Source organism: Lysobacter antibioticus, from assembly GCF_001442535.1.
Classification (GTDB): Bacteria; Pseudomonadota; Gammaproteobacteria; order Xanthomonadales; family Xanthomonadaceae; genus Lysobacter; species Lysobacter antibioticus.
The window spans coordinates 3,866,747-3,886,942 of sequence record NZ_CP013141.1; the positions used below are offsets into that span (position 1 = coordinate 3,866,747).

The window sequence follows — 20,196 nt, forward strand, 5'->3', positions numbered from 1 at the left end:
CCGGGCCGGTGGTGGGAAGCTAGCGTCGTCCCGGTAGCCGGGCGCTCGTCCTTTGCCGCTTTAGCGGCCTGGGACGTCGTTTCCGGTTCCGTCGCCGTTTGACGCGGTTTAACTGAACGTACCCGCCTGTTTAGGCACAGTGTCCAGGCCCGGTCGCCATGACCTTGCCGCGGCGCCCACCACCGAATCGACGATGCATACGCCAAATCACGCAAACCCGGATTCCTCCATGACCGTCTCGGTGCACGACACCGGTTCGCATGCCGAGGTCGCGCCCGGCGACATCGCGGTCGGCGTAGTGATCGGCCGCGCTTCGGAGTACTTCGACTTCTTCGTTTACGGCATCGCCTCGGCGCTGGTGTTTCCGACGGTATTCTTCCCGTTCCTGGGCCGCCTGGAAGGCACGCTGTGGTCGTTCGCGATTTTCGCGCTGGCCTTCGTCGCGCGCCCCATCGGCACCGTCGCCTTCATGTGGATCCAGCGTCGCTGGGGACGCAGCACCAAGCTCACCGTCGCGCTGTTCCTGCTCGGCACCTGCACCGCCGGCATCGCCTTCCTGCCCGGTTTCGGCAAGATCGGCGTGCTCTCGATCGCGCTGTTGTCCTTGTTCCGGGTCGGCCAGGGCATCGCGCTGGGCGGTTCCTGGGACGGTCTGCCGTCGCTGCTCGCGCTCAACGCGCCGAAGCACCGCCGCGGTTGGTACGCGATGCTGGGCCAGCTCGGCGCGCCGGCCGGCTTCATCATCGCCGCCGGTCTGTTCGCTTACCTCAACACCAGCCTGGCGCCGAGCGACTTCCTCGACTGGGGCTGGCGCTATCCGTTCTTTGCCGCGTTCGCGATCAACGTCGTCGCCTTGTTCGCGCGTCTGCGCCTGGTGGTGACCCACGAGTACGAACGCGAACTCGGCGAGCACGAACTCGAACCCACCGACGTGGTGGAGCTGTTCCAGGAGAAGGGCCGCCACGTCGTGATCGGCGCCTTCGCCGCGCTGGCCAGCTATGCGTTGTTCCACATCGTCACGATCTTCCCGCTGTCGTGGATCCTGCTGTACTCGGATCAGTCGGTGAGCCAGTTCCTCGGCGTGCAGATCGTCGGCGCGCTGCTCGCCTGCGGTTCGATGGTGGTGTCGGGCGTCATCGCCGACCGCTACGGCCGTCCGCGCACCCTGGCCGCGCTGGCCGCAGCGATCGCCATGTTCAGTGGTTTCGCGCCGACCCTGCTCGGCTCCGGCGAAGTGGGCCAGGACGTGTTCATCCTGATCGGCTTCATCCTGCTGGGCTTGTCCTACGGCCAGGCCGCCGGTTCGGTGACGGCCAACTTCGGCTCCAAGTACCGCTACACCGGTGCGGCGTTGACCTCGGACCTGGCCTGGCTGATCGGCGCCGCGTTCGCGCCTCTGGTGGCCCTGGGCCTGTGCGCGCACTTCGGCCTCGCCTTCGTCGGCGTGTACCTGCTGTCGGGCGCGATCTGCACCCTGGCCGCGCTCGGCGTCAACCGGGCGCTGAAGCTGCGCAGCTGATTGCTGCAACATCTGACGTATTGGCTGTCCACCGACAGCGCCTTGTTCAAGCCGGTTTCTTGTCGAGCTGCCGCTTGAGTCTCTGCACCGCGGCTCCGCTCCTCAGGGAATGGTAGGGATGCCAGACCAACAGCAGCAAGGTTAGGAACAGACACCCGAAGCTCCAGCGTTGCTCCGAAACCGTTCTGTCGATAAACGTCTTCGTTTTGGGATCTCTCCAGCCGTCGCACAAAGTCTTCAGTTCTTTGACGTTGAAACCGTGGTCTAGTTCCGGGGTCGGGGTTGGCTGACAATCCTCGAGACTTATCGACCTAGATCCATCGAAGGGCGCCCGAGCGAATTCCTCATTGAGCAGGAACCACGTGTGGGTCTCCTTGAATTGAAGAATGGCACGGTTATAGAACACGCCGCATGCCGCCATGGTGGTCGCCAGCAGGAGCAATCCGGTCGCGATCGCCATGCTTATCTGCCAAGCCTTCGAAGGAATCTTCCGGATCGCGACGTTTCCGTCGCCGATGTCGATTACGTCGTGGGCTTTTCGCACATCGGCGACGTCCAACCCCAGAACATTGATCGACCGGATCAAGCGGTGCGCCTGGGTCATGCTGCTGGCAGGCAGGCCGGTGACGAAACGGAACGACATCAGGCTGTTCTGTTCGTTCATGAACGCCCGGACTTTCGGGTCGGATATCTCCTGTTTATCCGTAAACCACCTCCACAAGCGATAGATCATGAGGTGGCTGGACCCGGAACGAAAGCACACGTAAATTGTTGCGGTGGCGAACAGCAGGGCCACCCAGAAAGAAATATCTCCGAACAGGGAGCTGATCGATTTCAAATCCATTGGCTGTTACTCCTTCGTTTGATGTCGATCCTTACCTTTCCAAAGAGATCGGTTTCTTGCAAGTTGTCGCGGCCATGTTTTCGCCCGCTGTCTCCTAAAACGAAGAAGAGCCGCAGCGGCTGCGACTCTTCTGTTCGTGCTGACCGTACCGGCCATTCAATGCGCGTGCTGTTCCTGGGCCTTGATCAGGCTGGCCGGACGCATGTCGGTCCAGTTCGTCTCGATGTAGTCCAGGCAGGCCTGGCGCGCGCCGGGGCCGTGCACGCTGCGCCAGCCGGCCGGGACTTCGGCGAATTCGGGCCAAAGCGAATGCTGGTTCTCGTCGTTGACCAGGACCAGGAAGCTGCCGTTGGGATCGTCGAAGGGATTGCTCATGTCGTGCTCCTGCTTGCGGTTGCGATGAAGGGGAAGGCGAGCGGTGCGGTGTTCGCCGGTCCCGAGGGTGGAAGGATGTCGTGCCTGGGTTACCGATCGGATCGATCGCGCATGATCCGGATCGGCGCTGCGCTCAGTACGTGACCACGGTCCGCGATTGCGAACGCAACGCGGGCCGGTCCGACTGCGGGATCGAACGTTCCAGGTCGCTCAGATAGTCGTCGACGCCCTGGTCGTGGCCCGGGGTCACGGTCATATGCAATGCGGCCGGGTTCGACAGCCGGCTGATGTACCAGCCGCGCGCTTCCATGGCGTCGCCGACGTCGTGGATGTCGTAGCGGTCGGAAGCGAAAGCGATCACGCTGAGGTCGGGCTTGCCGAGTAAGTGCAGACCCGGGATCCGGTCGATGCCTTCGATGTAGCGGTCGCGGATGTGCATCACGCGCTGGGCGAGCGCGCGATAGCCGGCTTCGCCGAGGTAATGCATCACCGCCCAGGCCGCGGCGACGGCGCCGCCGGGGCGGGTGCCGGTCAAGGTCTCGGTGCGGTAGATGCCCTTGGGCCAATCGAAGTATTCGAAGTACTGGTGCTCCTGGTCTTCGGCATCGGCGTACAGGATTACCGAAGCGCCCTTGGCGGTGTAGCCGAATTTGTGCAGGTCGGCCGACAGCGAGCGCACGCCGGGCACGCTGAGGTCGAAGCGCGGCAGGCCGCTCATGAACTTGGCCACATGCGGGGCGAGGAAACCGCCGATGCAGGCGTCGACGTGCAGCCACACGCCGCGTTCGAGCGCGAGCCGGCCGATGTCGGCGATCGGGTCGATGGTGCCGAACGGCAGCGACGGCGCCGAGGCCACGATCATCATCGTGTCCTCGTTGATGTGCTGGGCGAGGATATCGGCGCAGGCGCGGTAGTCGGCGCCGATCGGCACCCGCACTACCTCCAGGCCCATCAGGTCGGCGGCCTTGTCGTAGGCCGGATGCGCGCTGGTCGGCAGCAGCAGGTGCGGACGCGCCTGCGGACGCCGTTCGCGAAACGCCCGATGAGCGCTGCGCACCGCGAGCATGATGCTCTCGGTACCGCCCGAGGTCATGGTGCCGCCGGCATCGTCGCTGCCGCCGAGCAGCGACAGCGAGATGTCGATGATGTCGTCCTGCATCCGCTTCAGGCTCGGGAACGCCGCCGGCGCCAGGGCGTTCTCGCTGATGAACATCGCGTAGGCCTGGCGGGCGACGTCGAGCACGTCCTCGCCGGCGTAATAGACGTGCAGGGGCGTGCGGCCGTGGCGCCAGTCGGCGTCGCCGCTGCGCAGATCGGACATGGCTTCCTGCAGCTCGCTCCAGGCCTGGCCGCGCGAGGGCAGGGTCTTGCGACCGTTGAAATTGAACCGCGTCATGGTGCGCTGTCTCGTATCAGGTCAAAGGGAAAGTCGGAGATAAGGGTGGCCATCGCTCAGATCCGGTAGCGCTGCGCCAGCACGCGGCCGATCTGGGCCAGGTGCTGCGGGTGCGCCATCTCGTCGTGGCGGCAAGCGATGTCGTGGACCTGCACGCGTCCGTCGACCCAGGCCTGGAACTCGGCTACGCCCGGGTCGCCATCGCCCTTGCCGGCGGCGGCGTTGAAATAGACCAACTCGCCCCGCAACCGATGGCGCGGCAGGTAGCGGCCGAGCATCGCGACGTCGTTGGCGGTGGCGGCGATGAAGCGTTCCAGTTGGCCGGCTTCGAAGCCCGAATAGATGCTGCCGTCGAGCAACTGCGCGGCGCGGGCGTAGTCGGGCGTCGCCGCGTCGTAACCGGCGAGGTCGCAACCGCTGTGTTCGAGGAACTCGTGCAGGATGCGCTCGCGCGGTTTGTCGTTCGCCGCCGGATCGAACTGCGGCAAGGCGGTGAGCAGATAGCTGTCGAGCAGGGCGAGTAGAGCGACCTGTTCGCCGGCTTGCTGCAGGCGCTGGGCGATCTCGAACGCGAGCACGCCGCCGTAGGACCACCCGAGCAGGTGATACGGCCCTTCCGGCTGGAGCGCGCGAATCTGCGCCAGGCAGTCCTCGGCGACGTCTTCCAGGCGTTCGGGCACGCTCGCGCCGTCGACCAGCCCACGCCCCTGCAGGGCGTAGATCGGCCGCTGCGGATCGATATGACGTGCGAGGCCGCTATACCACCAGCCCAGGCCACCGGCCGGATGCAGGCAGAACAGCGGCGGCAACGAGCCCTGGGTCCGGATCGGCAACACCGGCTGCAGCGAAGACAGTGCCTGCAGCGGCTCGGCCAGGCGTTGCGCCAAGGCAGCCACGGTCGGCGTTTCGAACAGCGCCCGGGTCGACAGTTCGGCGCCGAGGGTGCCGCGGATACGGCCGATCAGACGCGGTGCGAGCAGCGAATGGCCGCCGAGCTCGAAGAAGTCGTCGTCGATGCCGACCTCGTCGAGTTCCAGCACTTCGGCGAACAAGGCGCACAGCGCTTGCTGCTGCGGCGTGCTGGAGGCGCGGCGTTGCGGCGCATCCGCCGGCGGCAGCGCCTTGCGGTCGATCTTCCCGTTCGGCAGCAGCGGCAGGCGTTCGATCGCCACCCAGGCCGAAGGCAGCATATGGCTCGGCAACTGCGCCGCCAGCGCCTCGCGCAAGGCCTGGGTATCCGGCTGGCGGCCCGCGGCCGGCACCAGATAGGCGACCAATTGGCGCTGCCCGGGCCGGTCCTCGCGCACGCTGACCGTGGCCTGGGCGACCGCGTCGTCGGCTGCGAGCAAGGCCTCGATCTCGCCGGCTTCGATGCGGAAACCGCGGATCTTGAGCTGATGATCGGCGCGGCCCAGATACTCCAGTTCGCCGTCCTCGCGCCAACGCACTACGTCGCCGGAGCGGTACATGCGCGCCCCCGGCTCGAAGGGATTGGCTAGGAAGCGCTCGGCGCTGAGCCCGGCCTGGCGCAGATAGCCGCGGCTGAGGCCGTTACCCGCGACGTAGAGCTCGCCGGGCGCACCGACCGGCACCTGCCGCAGGAACGGATCGAGCACGTAGGCGCGCATATTGTCGATCATGCGCCCCAAGGGCACGCCGTGGTCGCCGCTGTCCTCGGCGCGGGCCTCGAAGCAGGTCGCGTCCCAGAATTCGGAGGTGCCGTAGATGTTGAGCAGACGCGCATTCGGCAAGGCCGCCTTGAAGCGGTTCGCCAGTTCGAAACTTAGTGCTTCGCCGCTGCACGACCAGTAGTAGAGCTTCGGCAAGCGTGCGGCGAGGTCGATGCCGCTGTCGAGCAGGGCCCGCAACAGCGACGGCACCAGCACGATGCGGGTCGCGCCGGCCTCGGCCAGTGCCTCGATCAGGCGCTCGGGCTCGGTGGCCTGTTCGCGCGTCAGCACCAGCACGCGCTGGCCGCGGATCAGCGGCATGAACAGTTCCCACAGCACGTCGATGAAGTTGACCGTGGTCTTCTGCGCGTAGATCTCTTCGACTTCGCCGTCCGTCTCGATGTCCCAATGCAGGCGCGAGGCGACGTTGCGGTGCGTACCCATCACTGCTTTCGGCCGGCCGGTCGAGCCGGAGGTGTACAGCAGATAGGCCAGGTGTTCGGGAAGCGGGCTGCCGCGCACCGGGGTATCCGGGACGACGTCTTCGCTGTCGATGAGGATCAGGCGCGCCGACGATTCCGGCAGGCGCGAACGCAGCGACGCTTGGGTGACCACGGCGACCGGCCGTGCGTCGCCGAGCATGTAGGCCAGACGCTGCGACGGGTAGTCCGGGTCGAGCGCGAGGTAGGCACCGCCGGCCTTGAGAATGCCGAGCAGGCCGACCACCGCGTCCGGCGAGCGCTCCACGCACAGGCCGACGATGCTATCGGGGCCGATCCCCTCGGCCTGCAGGCGGCGAGCGAGACGGTCGGCGCGGCGGTCGAGTTCGGCATAGGCGATGCGCTGTTCGCCGAACATCAGCGCCACCGCATCCGGCGTGCGCGCGACCTGGGCCTCGAACAGCGCGATCGCGCTCGCGTCCGGCACCGCGCGTGCGGTGTCGTTGCGTTGCCGGGCCTGCTCGCGTTCGTCGTCGTCGAGCAGATCGAGCGCGGCGACCCGGGTGTCCGGCGCCTGAGCGATGGCTTCCAGGACTCGCGCGAAACGGCCGGCGATGCCTCGCACACGCGCGGCATCGAGCAGGTCCGGGCGATAGCTCAGGTCGAGATGCAGCGGCTGGCCCGGTACCGGCGGCGTCACCGACAGGCCGAGCGGGTAGTGCGTCGCCGCTGCGCCGTGGTTGCCGCGCAGCGCGATCTCGATGTCGTCGCGTTGGTCGCCGCCATGACTGACCGCCGAGGGTTCGACCGGGAAATTCTCGAACACCAGCAGGCTGTCGAACAGCTCGCCGAGCCCGCCGATGCGCTGGATCTCGGCCAGGCTGAGGTGCTGGTGTTCGAGCAGGCCCGATTGCTGCAATTGCAAGCGCTGCAACAACTCGAGCAGGCTTTCCTGCGGCCGCAGTTGCAGGCGCAGCGGCACGGTATTGATGAACAAACCGATCATGCGCTCGATGCCGGCGACGTCCGGCGGGCGTCCCGACACGGTCACGCCGAACACCACGTCGTCGCGGCGGGTCAGATGCCCCAACACGATCGCCCAAGCGGCCTGGACCAGGGTGTTGAGGGTCAGCTGATGGCGCCGCGCCTGCAGCGCCAGCGCATCGCCGAGCGATGCCGGCAGGCGCAGCGACAGCGCCGACGGCACGGTTGCCGCGGTCGAGGCGGCGACCAGGCGGGTCGGTTCGGCGAGCCCGGCCAAGGCTTCGCGCCAGGCCGCGGCCGAACGCTCGCGGTCGCGCATCGACAGCCAGCTCAGGTAATCGCGATACGGCGCGACCTGCGGCAGGGCGGTGGCGTCGCCGTCGTTGCGGTACAGGGCGAACAGCTCCTGCAACAGCATCGGCGAGGACCAGCCGTCGAGCAGGATGTGGTGGCTGGTGAACAGCAGATGGTGGCGCGCGCTGTTGCCGTCGCGATCGGAACCGTCGCGAATCAGCGTGAAGCGCAGCAACGGTCCACGCCCGAGTTCGAAGCGGCGGCGCTGGTCCTCGCCCAGCAAGACTTCGAGAGCGGACTCGCGGCTCGCCTCGTCGCCGTCGAGCGCGTGCTCCTGCCAGGGCAGCTCGACCTCGCAGGGGATCGCCTGCACCGGTTCGCGCAAGCCGTGATGGAGAAAGGCCGCACGCAGGTTCGGATGACGTTCGAGCAGGGCCTGGGCGGCGCGGCGCAGACGCGCCGCATCGAGCGGGCCGCTCAGGGTGAAGGCCATCTGCACGATGTAGCGGTCCTGCGCCTGCTCGTCGTAGAGGGTGTGAAACAGGAAACCGTGTTGCAGCGGCGACAGCGGCAACACATCGAGCAAGCGCGGTTGGGTCGCCTCGATGGTTTCGATCTGGCGTTGCTCGAGCGTGGTCAACGGCAGGTCGCTCGGGGTCAGCAGCCGATGCTCGCCGGCCGCGACGGTGGCGGCGATGCGGCGCAGCACCGCGAACCAGGTCTCGGCGAGGTCGCGCACCGCGATCTCGTCGAACAGCGCGCCGTCCCAGCTCCAGGCGGCGCACAGCACCGGCCCGTGCGGGCCGTCTTCGGTGGTGGCGTTGAGGTCGAGCGCGTGCGCGAGCCCCCGCGCTGCGTCGCTGGGGCCGTCGAGCAGGACCTCGGTTGCCGGCGCCCAATGCTGTTGCCCGGTGGTGCCGGCGATGGCGAAACGGCCGAGGTAATTGAAGCCGATCTGCGGCGACGGCAAGGCCGACAAAGCTGCGCCGGCGACCGGGTCGAGGTAGCGCAGCAGACCGTAGCCGATGCCCTGGTCGGGCAGGCGGCGCAGTTGTTCCTTGATCGACTTGAGCGCGCGTTCGAGCTCGGGGCCGCCGGACAGGGCTGCGTCGCGTTCGATCTCGGCCAGCGACAGCTGCAGCGGAAACTGGCTGGTGAACCAGCCGACCGTGCGCGACAGATCGGCGCCGTCGACGATGGCTTCGCGGCCGTGACCTTCGAGCTCGAAGCGGACCGTGTCGAGGTCGATGCCGAGGCAGCGCTGGCGCCATTCGGCCACGGCCAGGGCGAACGCGCACAGCAGGACGTCGTTGATGCGGCCGTTGATGCGTTCGGTGGCGCGGGTCAGCAGCACCCGGGTGACCTCGGGCTGCAGGCGCAGGCCGAGGCTGTGCCGGACGGCGCCGGCGTCGCTCTGCGGATCGAGTGTCCGGGTAGCCAGCGGCGGGTCGATGCCTTCGAGCATCGAGCGCCAGAACGGCAATTCGCCGCTGCGTTGGGCCGCGGCCTTGGGCAAGGCCAGCGCCCAATGACGTAGCGAAGTCGGCACCGCTTCCAGTTCGGCGGCGCCGCCGGCGCTGCGCGCTTCCCAGGCCGCTTGCAGGTCCGGGATCAGGATGCGCCAGGACACGCCGTCGACGACGAGGTGATGCAGGGCGAGGAACAAGCGCGAATCCTCGCCGTCGTCGAACCACACCGCTTGCAGCATCTGGCCTTCGCGCGGCGACAGCCGTTCCTGCGCGGCCTGGGCGTGCCGGCCGATGGTCCAGGCGCGGGTCTGCGCATCGAGGCCGTGCAGGTCGACATGGTTGAGGCAACTGATCGCGGCCACGCTGCCCACTGCACCGATTTCCAGCACGTCGCCGGCCTTCAGGCGCAGACGCAGGGCATCGTGATGATCGATCAGGTCCTGCAGCGCGGCGATCAGCGGCTCGCGTTGCAGCAGCGGCACCTGTAGCAACATCGATTGGGCGAAATGGTCGAACGAGCCGTCCTGCTCGAGCAGCCAACGCATGATCGGCGTGGCCGGCAACACGCCGACCGGCGCTTGCGTCGGAGCCGCCACCGCGCCGTCGATCGCCGCGGCGACGCGGGCGAGCGCCTGCACCGATTGCTGCTGGAACACGTCGCGGGCGCTGAAGCGCAGGCCGGCGCGGCGTGCCCGGCTGACCAGCTGGATCGAGCCGATGCTGTCGCCGCCGAGGGCGAAGAAGCTGTCGTCGATGCCGACCCGCTCCAATCCCAGCACTTGCGCGAACAACTGGCACAGCAGCGTTTCGACGGCGTTGCGCGGTTCGCGCGCGCCGGTGGCGAAGTCCGGCGCCGGCAGCGCCTTGCGGTCGAGCTTGCCGTTCGGCGTCACCGGCAGACGATCGAGGGCGACGAATGCGGCCGGCACCATGTAGTCGGGCAATTGTCGGGCGAGGGTCTCGCGTAGTGCCGAGGCATCGGCGTGTCCGCCGACCAGATAGGCGACGAGCTGCTTCTGTCCGGGCCGGTCCTCGCGCACGATCACCGCGTTGCGCGCATGGCCGGCTTGGGCCAGCGCCGCCTCGATCTCGCCGAGTTCGATGCGGTAGCCACGGATCTTGACCTGTTGGTCGACGCGGCCGAGGTAGTCGAGCTGGCCGTCGTCGCGCCAACGCACCCGGTCGCCGGAGCGGTACATCCGCGCCCCGGGCTCGAACGGGTTGGCGACGAATCGTTCGGCGCTGAGGGCCGCGCGGCCGAGGTAGCCGCGGGCGATGCCGGCGCCGGCGATATAGAGCTCGCCGGCCATCCCGACCGGCACCGGTTGCAGGGCGCCGTCGAGCACATAGAAAGCCGTGTTGGCGATCGGCCCGCCGATGCAGGCCAGCTCGCTTACTTCGGCTGCGCCGACGTCGGCCGAGGCGCACCAGATCGCCGCTTCGGTCGGGCCGTACTCGTTGTACAGCCGCGCCGGCGCAACGCGTTCGGCATGGCGCTGGCGCACGCTCGGCGCGATCGCTTCGCCGCCGAGCACCACGCTGCGCAGCGAGGCGAGGGCGTCGCCGTGCTCCAAGGCCGCCGCATACAGGCCAGGCCCGCTGATCCATTGCTCGACCCGGTGGCGTTGCACCAGCGCAGCGAGCGCCTGCGGATCGTGTTCGAGGCCGCTGGCCGGCACCACCAGGCTGGCGCCGATGGCGAGGCTGCCGAAGATCGCCGCGAGCGAAGCGTCGAAGGCGAGCGACGGCAATAACACCGCACTGCGATGCGGCGCGTAGCGCGCGGCGCGGGCGCGGATCGAATTCACCGCCTGGCGGTGTTCGACCGCGACGCCCTTGGGCTGTCCGGTCGAACCCGACGTGTAGATCACGTAGGCGCTGTGGTGGTCGCGCAGCACGCAGCGGCGGTCGCTGTCGCGTGGGGCGCGCTCGCTGGCGAGTTGCATCAGCTCGCGCGTCGCCGGCGCATTGATCGCGAGCATCGGCACGGCGTGTTCGAGCGTGCGCAGGCGTGCGGCGAAACCGGCCTCGCCGATCAGCAGCGCCGGGCGCGCATCGCCGAGGATATGGCCGACGCGTTCGAGCGGATGCTCGGGGTCCAGCGGCAGGTAGGCCGCTCCGGACTTGAGCACCGCGAGCAGGGCGACGATGGCATCGGGCGAGCGCGGCAGCGCCACCGCGACGCGGTCTTCCGCACCCAGACCGCGGGCGATCAGGATATGGGCGAGGCGATTGGCGCGGCGTTCCAGGGCGAGGTAATCGAGCTCGTCGCCGGCGCCGATCAGGGCCGGCGCGTTCGGCGTGCGCGCGGCCTGGGCCTCGAACAACTCGTGCAGGGCGCCACCGTCGGTGGTCGCGCTGGCGGTTGCGCGGGCCGTGGCGTTGAACGACCGCAGCAGGCGTTCGCGTGCGGCTTGGTCGAGCAGTTCGACCCGACCGACGCTGCGGTCCGGGTCGTGGGCGATCGCTTCGAGGATGCGCAGATAGGCGCCGAGCAGTTGCGAGGCTTGGTCCGCATGGAAAGCGTCGTCGCGGTAACTCAGGCTCAGGCGCAGAGTGTCGCCCGGCATCACCGCCAGGCCGAGCGGGTAATGCGAGGCATCGCCGCCGTGCTGGCTGTGGCGGCCGATGCGCAGCGCGGCGCCCGCCACGCTGGCGCCGTCGTCGCCGAACGCGTTCTCGTCGATCGGGTAGTTCTCGAACACGGTCAGGGTGTCGAACAGCTCGCCGATCCCGGCCTGTTTCTGCACCTCCGGCAGGCTCAGGTGCTGGTGTTCGAGCATCGCCGACTGTCCGGCCTGCACCGACTGCAACAGGCTTTCCAGGCTCTGGCCGGGGTGCAGGCGTACGCGCACCGGCATGGTGTTGATGAACAAGCCGACCATGCGTTCGATACCAGCGAGTTCCGGCGGGCGCCCGGACACGGTGGTGCCGAACACCACGTCGTCGCGGCCGGTGATGCGGCCGAGCAGCAGCGCCCAGGCGGCCTGGGTCAGGGTGTTGAGGGTCAGGCCGAGCCGGCGCGCCTGATGGCCGAGTTGGCAGCTCAGCGCTTCGGGCAGATGCTCGGTCAACACCTGGGTGGCCGCGCCGGCGTGTGCGCTGCCGGCGACGCGGGTGGCTTCGTCGACGCCGTCGAGGTAGTCGCGCCATGCCGCTTGCGCGGCGACGCGATCGCGGTTCGACAACCAGGCCAGGTAGTCGCGATACGGCGCCACTCGCGGCAAGGCCTCGATGTCGCCGCCGTTGGCGTACAGCGCGAACAGCTCTTCCAGCAGGATCGGCAGCGACCAGCCGTCGAACACGATGTGGTGATTGGTCAGCACCAGTCGGTGCAGATGTTCGTGTTCGCGCACCAAGGTGAAGCGCAGCAGCGGGCCGCGTTCGAGGTCGAAGCCTTGCGCGCGGTCTTCGCGCAACAGTCCCTCCAGTTCGGCGGCGCGGCTGTCCGCGCTGCCTTCCAGGGCGATCGAACGCCACGGCAGCACCGCATCGCGCGGTATCGCCTGCACCGGCGCGGCCAGGTCCTGATGCACGAAGGCCGCGCGCAGGTTCGGATGGCGTTGCAGCAGCGCCTGCGCGGCGCGGCGCAAGGCGGCGACGTCGAGCGCGCCTTCGAGGGTGAAGGCCATCTGCACGACATAGCTGTCGCTGGCTGCCGCGGTAGGCGTGCCCGCGTCCTGGTCGTAGACAGCGTGGAACAGGAAGCCGTGTTGCAGCGGCGACAGCGGCAGCAGATCGAGCAGCGGCGGCTGGGCGGCTTCGATGGTTTCGATCTGGGCCTGATCGAGCGCGGTCAGCGGCACGTCCGAGGGCGTCAGCAGATGCCGCTCGGTGTCGGCGACGGTCTCGGCGATGCGCCGCAGCACCGCGAACCAGGTCTCGGCGAGGTCGCGTATCGCGTCCTCCTCGAACAGCTCGCCGGCCCAGCTCCAACCGGCGCAGAGCACCGGGCCTTCGGCGCCGTCCTCGGTGCTGGCGTTGAGGTCGAGCGCATGCGCGAGCGGACGCGCCTCGTCGCCGTCGCCGCCGAGCGCGGCTTCGTCGGCCAGGGTCCAGTGCGGCTCGTGTGCGCCGCTGCCTGCGACGCTGAAGCGGCCGAGGTAATTGAAGCCGATCTGCGAGGGCGGCAGCGATTGCAAGGCGTCGCGGCCGGCGTCGCTGAGGTAGCGCAACAGGCCGTAGCCGATGCCGTGGTCGGGCAGACGGCGCAGTTGTTCCTTGACCGATTTGAGCGCGCGTTCCAGCGGCGCGCCGCCGCGCAAGGCGGCTTCGCGTTCGCCGCGCGGCAGGCTGAGTTGCAACGGGAACAGGCTGGTGAACCAGCCGACCGTGCGCGACAGGTCGACGCCGTCGAGGATGGCTTCGCGGCCATGGCCTTCGAGGTCGAAACGGACCGTGTCGGCCTCGTCGAGGCCGCGACGCCGGCGCCAGTCGGCCAGCGCGAGCGCGAATGCGGTCAGCAATACGTCGTTGATGCGGCCATGGATGCGTTCGGTGGCGCGGGTCAGCAGCACCCGGGTGGTCTCGGCTTCCAGGCGCAGCCACAGGCCGCGTTGGGTGGCGCTGGTGTCGCGTTGCGGGTCGAGCGCACGCGCGCTCAGACGCGGGTCGTGGCCGCCCTGCATGGCTTGCCAGAACGGCAGCTCGTGCCGGCGCGCTTCGGCCAGCGCCGGCAACGCCAGCGCCCAATGTCGCAACGAGGTCGGCACCGCTTCGAGCGCGGGCACGCGGGCCTCGCTGCGGGTTTCCCAGGCCGCCTGCAGATCGGGCACGAGGATGCGCCAGGACACGCCGTCGACGGCGAGATGGTGGATCGCCAGCCACAGCCGCGAGTCCTCGCCGTCGTCGAACCAGACCGCCTGCAGCAGGCGGCCGTCGCGCGGGGCGAGGCGGCGCTGCGCGGCTTCGGCGGCGGCCTGCATGGCCGCTTCGCGGGCTTCTCCGCTCAGGCCGGCGAGGTCGATCCGCTGCAGACAGGCTTCGGCATCGACGCTGCCGACCGGCAGAATCTCCAGCGTGTCGCCGCCGGCCAGACGCAAGCGCAGCGCATGGTGGTGATCGATCAGGTCCTGCAATGCGGCCTGCAGCGGCTCATGCTTCAGCGCCGGCACCCGTAGCAGCATCGATTGGCTGAAGCGGTCGAGCGGCCCCCGGCGTTCGAGCAGCCAGCGCATGATCGGCGTCGCCGGCAACACCCCGACCGGCGCTTCGACTTCGACCGCGTCGGCCTCGGCCAGGGTCGTCGCGACCTCGGCCAGGGCCTGCACCGAGGCGTGCTGGAACACGTCGCGGGCGCTGAAACGCAGGCCGGCGCGACGGGCGCGGGCGACCAGTTGGATCGAACCGATGCTGTCGCCGCCCAGGGCGAAGAAACTGTCGTCGATGCCGACTCTTTCCAGCCCGAGCACCTGTGCGAACAACGCGCACAGCGCGGTTTCGGTCGCGGTGCGCGGTTCGCGCATGCTGGCGGGAGCGAAATCCGGCGCCGGCAGCGTCTTGCGGTCGAGCTTGCCGTTTGCGGTCAAGGGCAAAGCGGTCAGTGCGATGAAGGCGGCCGGCAGCATGTACTCGGGCAGCCGCTCGGCCAGCGCATGGTGCAGCGCTTCGGAGTCGATAGCGTCGCCGACAACATAGGCGACGAGTTGCTTTTGGCCGGGGCGGTCTTCGCGCACGATGACCGCGTTCTGGGCGTAGCCGGCCTGAGTCAGTGCGGCCTCGATCTCGCCGAGTTCGATGCGGAAACCGCGCAGCTTGACTTGCTGATCGGCGCGACCGAGGTAATCGATCTGACCGTCGCCGCGCCAGCGCACGCGGTCGCCGGAGCGGTACATGCGCTGGCCGATCGCGAAGGGATTAGCGATGAAACGTTCGGCGCTGAGCGCAGGGCGACGCAGATAGCCGCGGGCCAGGCCGGCACCGGCGATGTACAACTCGCCGGGCACGCCGACCGGCACCGGCTGCAGCGCCTCGTCGAGCACGTAGACCTGCATATTGTCGAGCGGTGCGCCGATCGGTACCGAACGCGCCTGCGGCTGCAAGGTCGGCACCGCGCAAGTCAGCGCGAAGGTGGTGGTCTCGGTGGGGCCGTAACCGTTGACGATGCGCAACTGCGGATGCCGCGCCTGCAGGCGGCGGATGGCCTCGGTCGAGAGCACGTCGCCGCCGGCCAGGACCTGGCGTAGACCGGCGAACAGCTCCGGCGCGGATTCGGCGAACTCGTGGAACAAGCCGGCGGTCAGCCACAGGCTGCGCACACCGTAGGCCTCGATCAGGCGTTGGAAGTCGCGTCCGTCGCTGGCGGCAACAGGCGCGACCACGATGCGCCCACCGTTGAGCAGCGGCACCCACAGCTCGTAAGTCGAGGCGTCGAAGGCGTGAGTCGAATGCAGCAGCACGGTTTCGTGGCCGCTGGCGAAGCGGCGGTCGCGGGCGAACTCGACCACGTCGCGCTGGCGCACCGCCACGCCCTTGGGCACCCCGGTCGAGCCGGAGGTGTACATGACGTAGGCCAGCTGCTCGGGATGGATCGTGGCTCGGCGGGTGCGCGGTTCGTTGCGGCTGAAGTCGAACGCATCCAGGCGCAACGGATCCGCCAGTGCGATCGAACGCCCGTCCAGGCTGGCATCGGAGATCAGCAGCGCCGCATCGGTTTCGGCCAGCAACTGGTTCAGGCGTTCGTCGGGGTGCTGTTCATGCAGCGGCAGGTAATAGGCTCCGGTCTTGAGCACCGCCAGCACCGCGACGACCAAGTCGGGCGAGCGTTGCAACAGCAGGGCGACGCCGCGTTCGGCAGCGGCGCCGCGACGGCGCAGTTCGTGGGCGAGCGCTTCGGCGCGGCGGTCGAGTTCGGCGTAGCTCCACTCGATACCGTCGCCGACCACCGCGATCGCCTGCGGGTTCGACGCGACCTGGCGCTCGAATGCGGCCGCGACCGATTCGAGTTCGATGGTGTGTGCGGTGTCGTTGCCATCGCGCAGCAGACGCTGCCGCTCGCCATCGTCGAGCAGCTCGACCGCACCGATCGGCCGGCTGTCGTCTTCGGCGACCGCGAGCAGCATGCGCTGCAAACGCAGCGCGATCGCCTCGGCGGTGGCGGGGTCGAACAGATCGCTGGCGTATTCGAGCGCGCCGTCGAGGCCACCGGCCTGGCCGGTGTCGTCGAAGCGTTCGCAGAAGGCCAGGCTCAGATCGAACTTGGCCACATCGAGAGCGAACTCGGCCGCGCGGGCGTGCAAACCGGGCAGTTGCAGCTCGGCCTGTTCGGTGTTCTGCAGCACCAGCAGCACCTGGAACAGCGGGTGATGGCTCAAGGAGCGCTCGGGTTTGAGCGTGTCGACCAGTTGCTCGAACGGCAGATCCTGGTGCTCGAACGCGGCCAGATCGGTCGCGCGCACCCGCGCCAGCAACTCGCTGAAGCGCGGGTTGCCGCTGGTGTCGGTGCGTAGCACCAGGGTGTTGAGGAACAGCCCGACCAGTTCGTGCAGGGCCGCGTCCTGGCGGCCGGCAACCGGCGTGCCGATGGCGAGGTCGGTGCCGGCGCCGAGCCGGGTCAGGGTCGCGGCGAGCGCGGCCTGCAGGACCATGAACAAGGTCGCGTGATGGCGTCGCGCGATCGCGCGCAAACGCGCATGGGTGTCGGCGTCGAGGGCGAAGCCGCACTGGCCGCCGCGGTAACTGGCGCGCGGCGGGCGCGGGCGGTCGCTCGGCAGTTCGATCTGCTCGGGCAGGCCGGCCAGGGTGTCGCGCCAATAGGCGATCTGCGCCGCGATCAGGCTGTCGGGATCGGCTTCGTTGCCGAGCAGTTGTTGTTGCCACAGGGTGTAGTCGGCGTACTGCACCGGCAGCGGGGCGCGGATCGGCGCGCCGCCGTCGAGGCGCGCGGCATAGGCCTCGGCCAGATCGCGCGCGAGCGGCGCCAGCGAGGCGCCGTCGCCGGCGATGTGGTGCAGCAACAGCAGCAGGGCGTGTTGTTGCGGGCCGAGCCGGACCAGGGTCGCGCGCAGCGGAATCTCGTGGCGCAGGTCGAAAGCGTAGGCGGCGGCGGTGGACAGCGCGTGGGCGAGGCCGGCTTCGTCGCTGTCGATCAGGTCCAAGGTCGGCGCTGCATGATCGAGCACGTGTTGGCTGGGTACTTCGCCGGCCGGGAACACGATGCGCAAGCTTTCGTGGCGCTCGCACAGGTCGGCCAGCGCGGCGCGCAGCGCGTCCACGTTCAGCTCGCCATCCAGGCGCAACGCCAGCGGCATGTTGTAGGTGGCGCTGGGGCCCTCGAACTGGTGCAGGAACCACAGCCGGCGTTGCGCGAACGACAGCGGCAGGGTCTGCGGCCGCGGCATCGGCCGCAAGGCCAGGCGCCGGTGTTGGGCGGGATCGAGCGCGGTGGCGAGGCCGGCGACGGTCGGGTGCTCGAACAAGCGGCGGATCGACAGCTCGACGTCGAGTTCGGCGCGGATGCGGCTGATCAGGCGGATCGCCAGCAGCGAGTGGCCGCCGAGCACGAAGAAGCTGTCGTCGATGCCGAGCTGGGCGGCGTGCTCGTCGGACAGACCGAGCACTTCGGCGAACAGCGCGCACAGGGTTTGTTCGCGCGGATTGCGCGGGGCGCGTTGGCTGGCCGGGACGAAGTCCGGCGCCGGCAGCGCCTTGCGGTCGAGCTTGCCGTTGGGCAATTGCGGCAGCGCGTCGAGGACCACGATGGCCGTGGGCACCATGTACTCGGGCAGGCGTGCGGCCAAGGTCTCGCGCAGCGCTTCGCGATTCACCTCTGAACTGGAAACCACGTAGGCGACGATCTGCTTCTGCCCCGGCCGGTCCTCGCGCACGATCGCGCTGTTGCGCGGGTAGCCGGCGCGGGCGAGCTCGGCCTCGATCTCGCCGAGTTCGATGCGGAAGCCGCGCAACTTGACCTGATGGTCGACGCGGCCGCGGTGGACGATGCCCCCGTCCTCGCGCCAACTGGCGAGGTCGCCGGAGCGGTACATGCGTTCGCCGGCGACGAAAGGATCGGCGACGAAGCGTTCGGCGCTGAGCGCGGCGCGGCCCAGGTAACCGCGCGCCAGCCCCGGTCCGGCGATGTACAGCTCGCCGGTGACGCCGGCCGGCACCGGCCGCAGCGCGTTGTCGAGCACGTACAAGCGCGTGTTCCAGATCGGCCCGCCGATCGGAATCGGCCCGTCCTCGACCTCGCGGCAGGGCCAGGCGGTGACGCCGATCGAGACCTCGGTCGGGCCGTAGGAATGGTGCAGCGGCCGGCCGATGTGGGCGGCGACGCGGCGATGCAGATCGGCCGACAGCGCTTCGCCGCCGCAGACGATGCGGCGCAGGCGGGTGCAGGCGGCCGCGCTCGGTTCCTGCACGAACATCTCCAGCATCGAGGCGACGAAGTGCACGGTCGTGACCTGTTCGCGTTGGATCAGGTCAGCGAGATAGGCCGGGTCGCGGTGGCCGTCGGGGCGCGCGACGACCAGACGGGCGCCATGCAGCAGCGGCCAGAACAACTCCCACACCGACACGTCGAAGCTGGTCGGGGTCTTCTGCAGCACCGCGTCGTCGGCCTGCAGGCCGTACTCGCCCTGCATCCAGGCCAGGCGGTTGACGATGCCGCGGTGCGGGATCACCGCGCCTTTCGGCGTGCCGGTCGAGCCGGAGGTGTAGATGACGTAGGCCGGGTGATCGAGGTGCAGCGGGCGCGTGCGTTCGGCGTCGGTTGGCGCGCTGCTCGGGAAACCGTCCAGCGAGGCGACGAAGCCGGCGTCGTCGACGCATAGCAGGCCCTCGTGTGCAGGCAGCCGTTCGACCACATCGCCGCGAGTCAGCACCCGCACTGGCGCGGCGTTGGCGATCATGTGGGCGAGGCGGTCGCTCGGGTAATCGGTGTCGAGCGGCAGATAGGCCGCGCCGCTCTTGAGCACCGCGCACAGGGCGACGACCAGTTCCAGCGAACGCGGCAGGGCCACGCCGACCAGATCCTCCGGGCCGATGCCGTCGGCGATCAGTCGGTGGGCGAGGCGATTGGCGCGCGCGTCGAGTTCGGCGTAGCTGAGGCGCTCGTCTTCGAACACGACGGCGACGGCCTCGGGCGTGCGCGCCGCCTGCGCGCTCACCAGCTCGGCCAAGGTCTGTGCGGGCACCGCGTGTTCGCTCGCATTCCAGTCGCGCAGCACCTGCGTCGCTTCGGCGGCGTCGAGCAGTTCGATGCGGCCGACCGGCTGCTGCGCATCGGCGACGAAGGCTTCCAGCAAACGCTGATAACGGCCGCCCAGGCGCAGCACCTGCTCGCGCGTGAACAAGTCGGGGCGGTAGCTGAGCTTGAGCTGATACGGTTGGCCCGGGATCAGCGCCAGGCCGACCGGGTAATGCGAGGTGTCGCCGCCGTGGTGGCTGTGCAGGGCGATGCGCAGCGCATCGGGCGCGTCGTCCGCATCGTCGCCGACCGGGAAGTTCTCCAGCACCACCAGGGTGTCGAACAACTCGGCGTGCCCGGCCAGGCGCTGGATCTCGGTCAGGCCGAGGTGTTGGTGATCGAGCAGCGCCGATTGCTCGCTCTGCAGGCGTACAAGCAGCTCGCGCACCGATTCGTCCGGCCGCCATTGCAGGCGCAGCGGCAAGGTGTTGATGAACAAGCCGACCATCTGCTCGACGCCGGCCAGCTCCGGCGGGCGCCCCGAGACGGTGGTGCCGAAGGCGACGTCGCGACGATGGGTCAGGCGACCGAGCAACAGCCCCCACGCGGCCTGCACGACGGTGTTGAGGGTCACGCCGAGGCCGCGCGTGAGCCGGGTCAGCGATTGCACCAGCGCGTCGGGCAGGTCGATGCGCAAGGTATCCGGCACCGCCGGCGAGGTGGTCGCCGGGGCGATCCGGCTCGGTTCTTCGAAACCGGCGAAGGCATCGCGCCAGGCGCTGCGCGCCGCGGCGGCGTCGCGCGAGGTCAGCCAGCGCATGTAGTCGCGATAGGGCGTGACCCGCGGCAGCGCCTGCGCGTCGGCGCCGTTGCGGTACAGCGCGAACAGCTCTTGCAGCAGGATCGGCGAGGACCAGCCGTCGAGCAGGATGTGGTGGCTGGTGAACAACAGGTAATGGCGGCTCGCCGACTCGCGCACCAGCACGAAGCGCAGCAGCGGCGCACGGGTCAGCTCGAAGCGCTGCTGTTGGTCGTCGGCGATGGCTTGCGCCAATGCATCGGCGCGTTCGTCGGCGGGC

Annotated in this window: 5 protein-coding genes (1 of these 5 running past the window's edge); 1 reads left to right on the top strand and 4 read right to left on the bottom strand. The window is 69.0% G+C overall.

Going from position 1 to position 20,196, the window contains the following annotated elements; all coding sequences use genetic code 11:
• Positions 1-229: 229 nt before the first annotated feature.
• A complete protein-coding gene (locus GLA29479_RS15660) occupies positions 230-1,519 on the top strand; it encodes an MFS transporter (protein ID WP_057918033.1) in 1,290 nt (429 codons plus the stop codon).
• Positions 1,520-1,565: 46 nt separating this feature from the next.
• Here GLA29479_RS15660 and GLA29479_RS15665 read toward each other — a convergent pair whose 3' ends face one another.
• The 4 genes from GLA29479_RS15665 to GLA29479_RS15680 form a co-directional block, all read right to left on the bottom strand.
• Positions 1,566-2,363 carry a DUF6216 family protein gene (locus GLA29479_RS15665; RefSeq protein ID WP_057972120.1) on the bottom strand — a complete coding sequence of 266 codons (798 nt, stop codon included), beginning with the start codon at positions 2,361-2,363 and terminating at the stop codon, positions 1,566-1,568.
• Positions 2,364-2,519: 156 nt separating this feature from the next.
• Positions 2,520-2,738: an MbtH family protein gene (locus GLA29479_RS15670; protein WP_031372417.1), complete on the bottom strand. Its 219-nt coding sequence runs from the start codon at positions 2,736-2,738 to the stop codon at positions 2,520-2,522.
• A gap of 133 nt (positions 2,739-2,871) precedes the next feature.
• On the bottom strand, positions 2,872-4,134 hold the full coding sequence (locus GLA29479_RS15675) for a pyridoxal phosphate-dependent decarboxylase family protein (RefSeq protein WP_057972121.1): 1,263 nt from the start codon (positions 4,132-4,134) through the stop codon (positions 2,872-2,874).
• Positions 4,135-4,190: 56 nt separating this feature from the next.
• Positions 4,191-20,196: the 3' portion of a non-ribosomal peptide synthetase gene (locus GLA29479_RS15680; protein WP_057972122.1), read on the bottom strand. It continues 8 nt past the right edge of the window; 16,006 of the gene's 16,014 nt are visible here — the last part of the coding sequence; the start codon falls outside the window, past its right edge — the gene reads right to left on this strand; the stop codon is at positions 4,191-4,193.

Coding starts and splice junctions, on each gene's coding strand:
- GLA29479_RS15675 (WP_057972121.1), bottom strand. CDS start 4,134: ATGACGCGGTTCAATTTCAACGGTCGCAAGACCCTGCCCTCGCGCGGC.
- GLA29479_RS15670 (WP_031372417.1), bottom strand. CDS start 2,738: ATGAGCAATCCCTTCGACGATCCCAACGGCAGCTTCCTGGTCCTGGTC.
- GLA29479_RS15665 (WP_057972120.1), bottom strand. CDS start 2,363: ATGGATTTGAAATCGATCAGCTCCCTGTTCGGAGATATTTCTTTCTGG.
- GLA29479_RS15660 (WP_057918033.1), top strand. CDS start 230: ATGACCGTCTCGGTGCACGACACCGGTTCGCATGCCGAGGTCGCGCCC.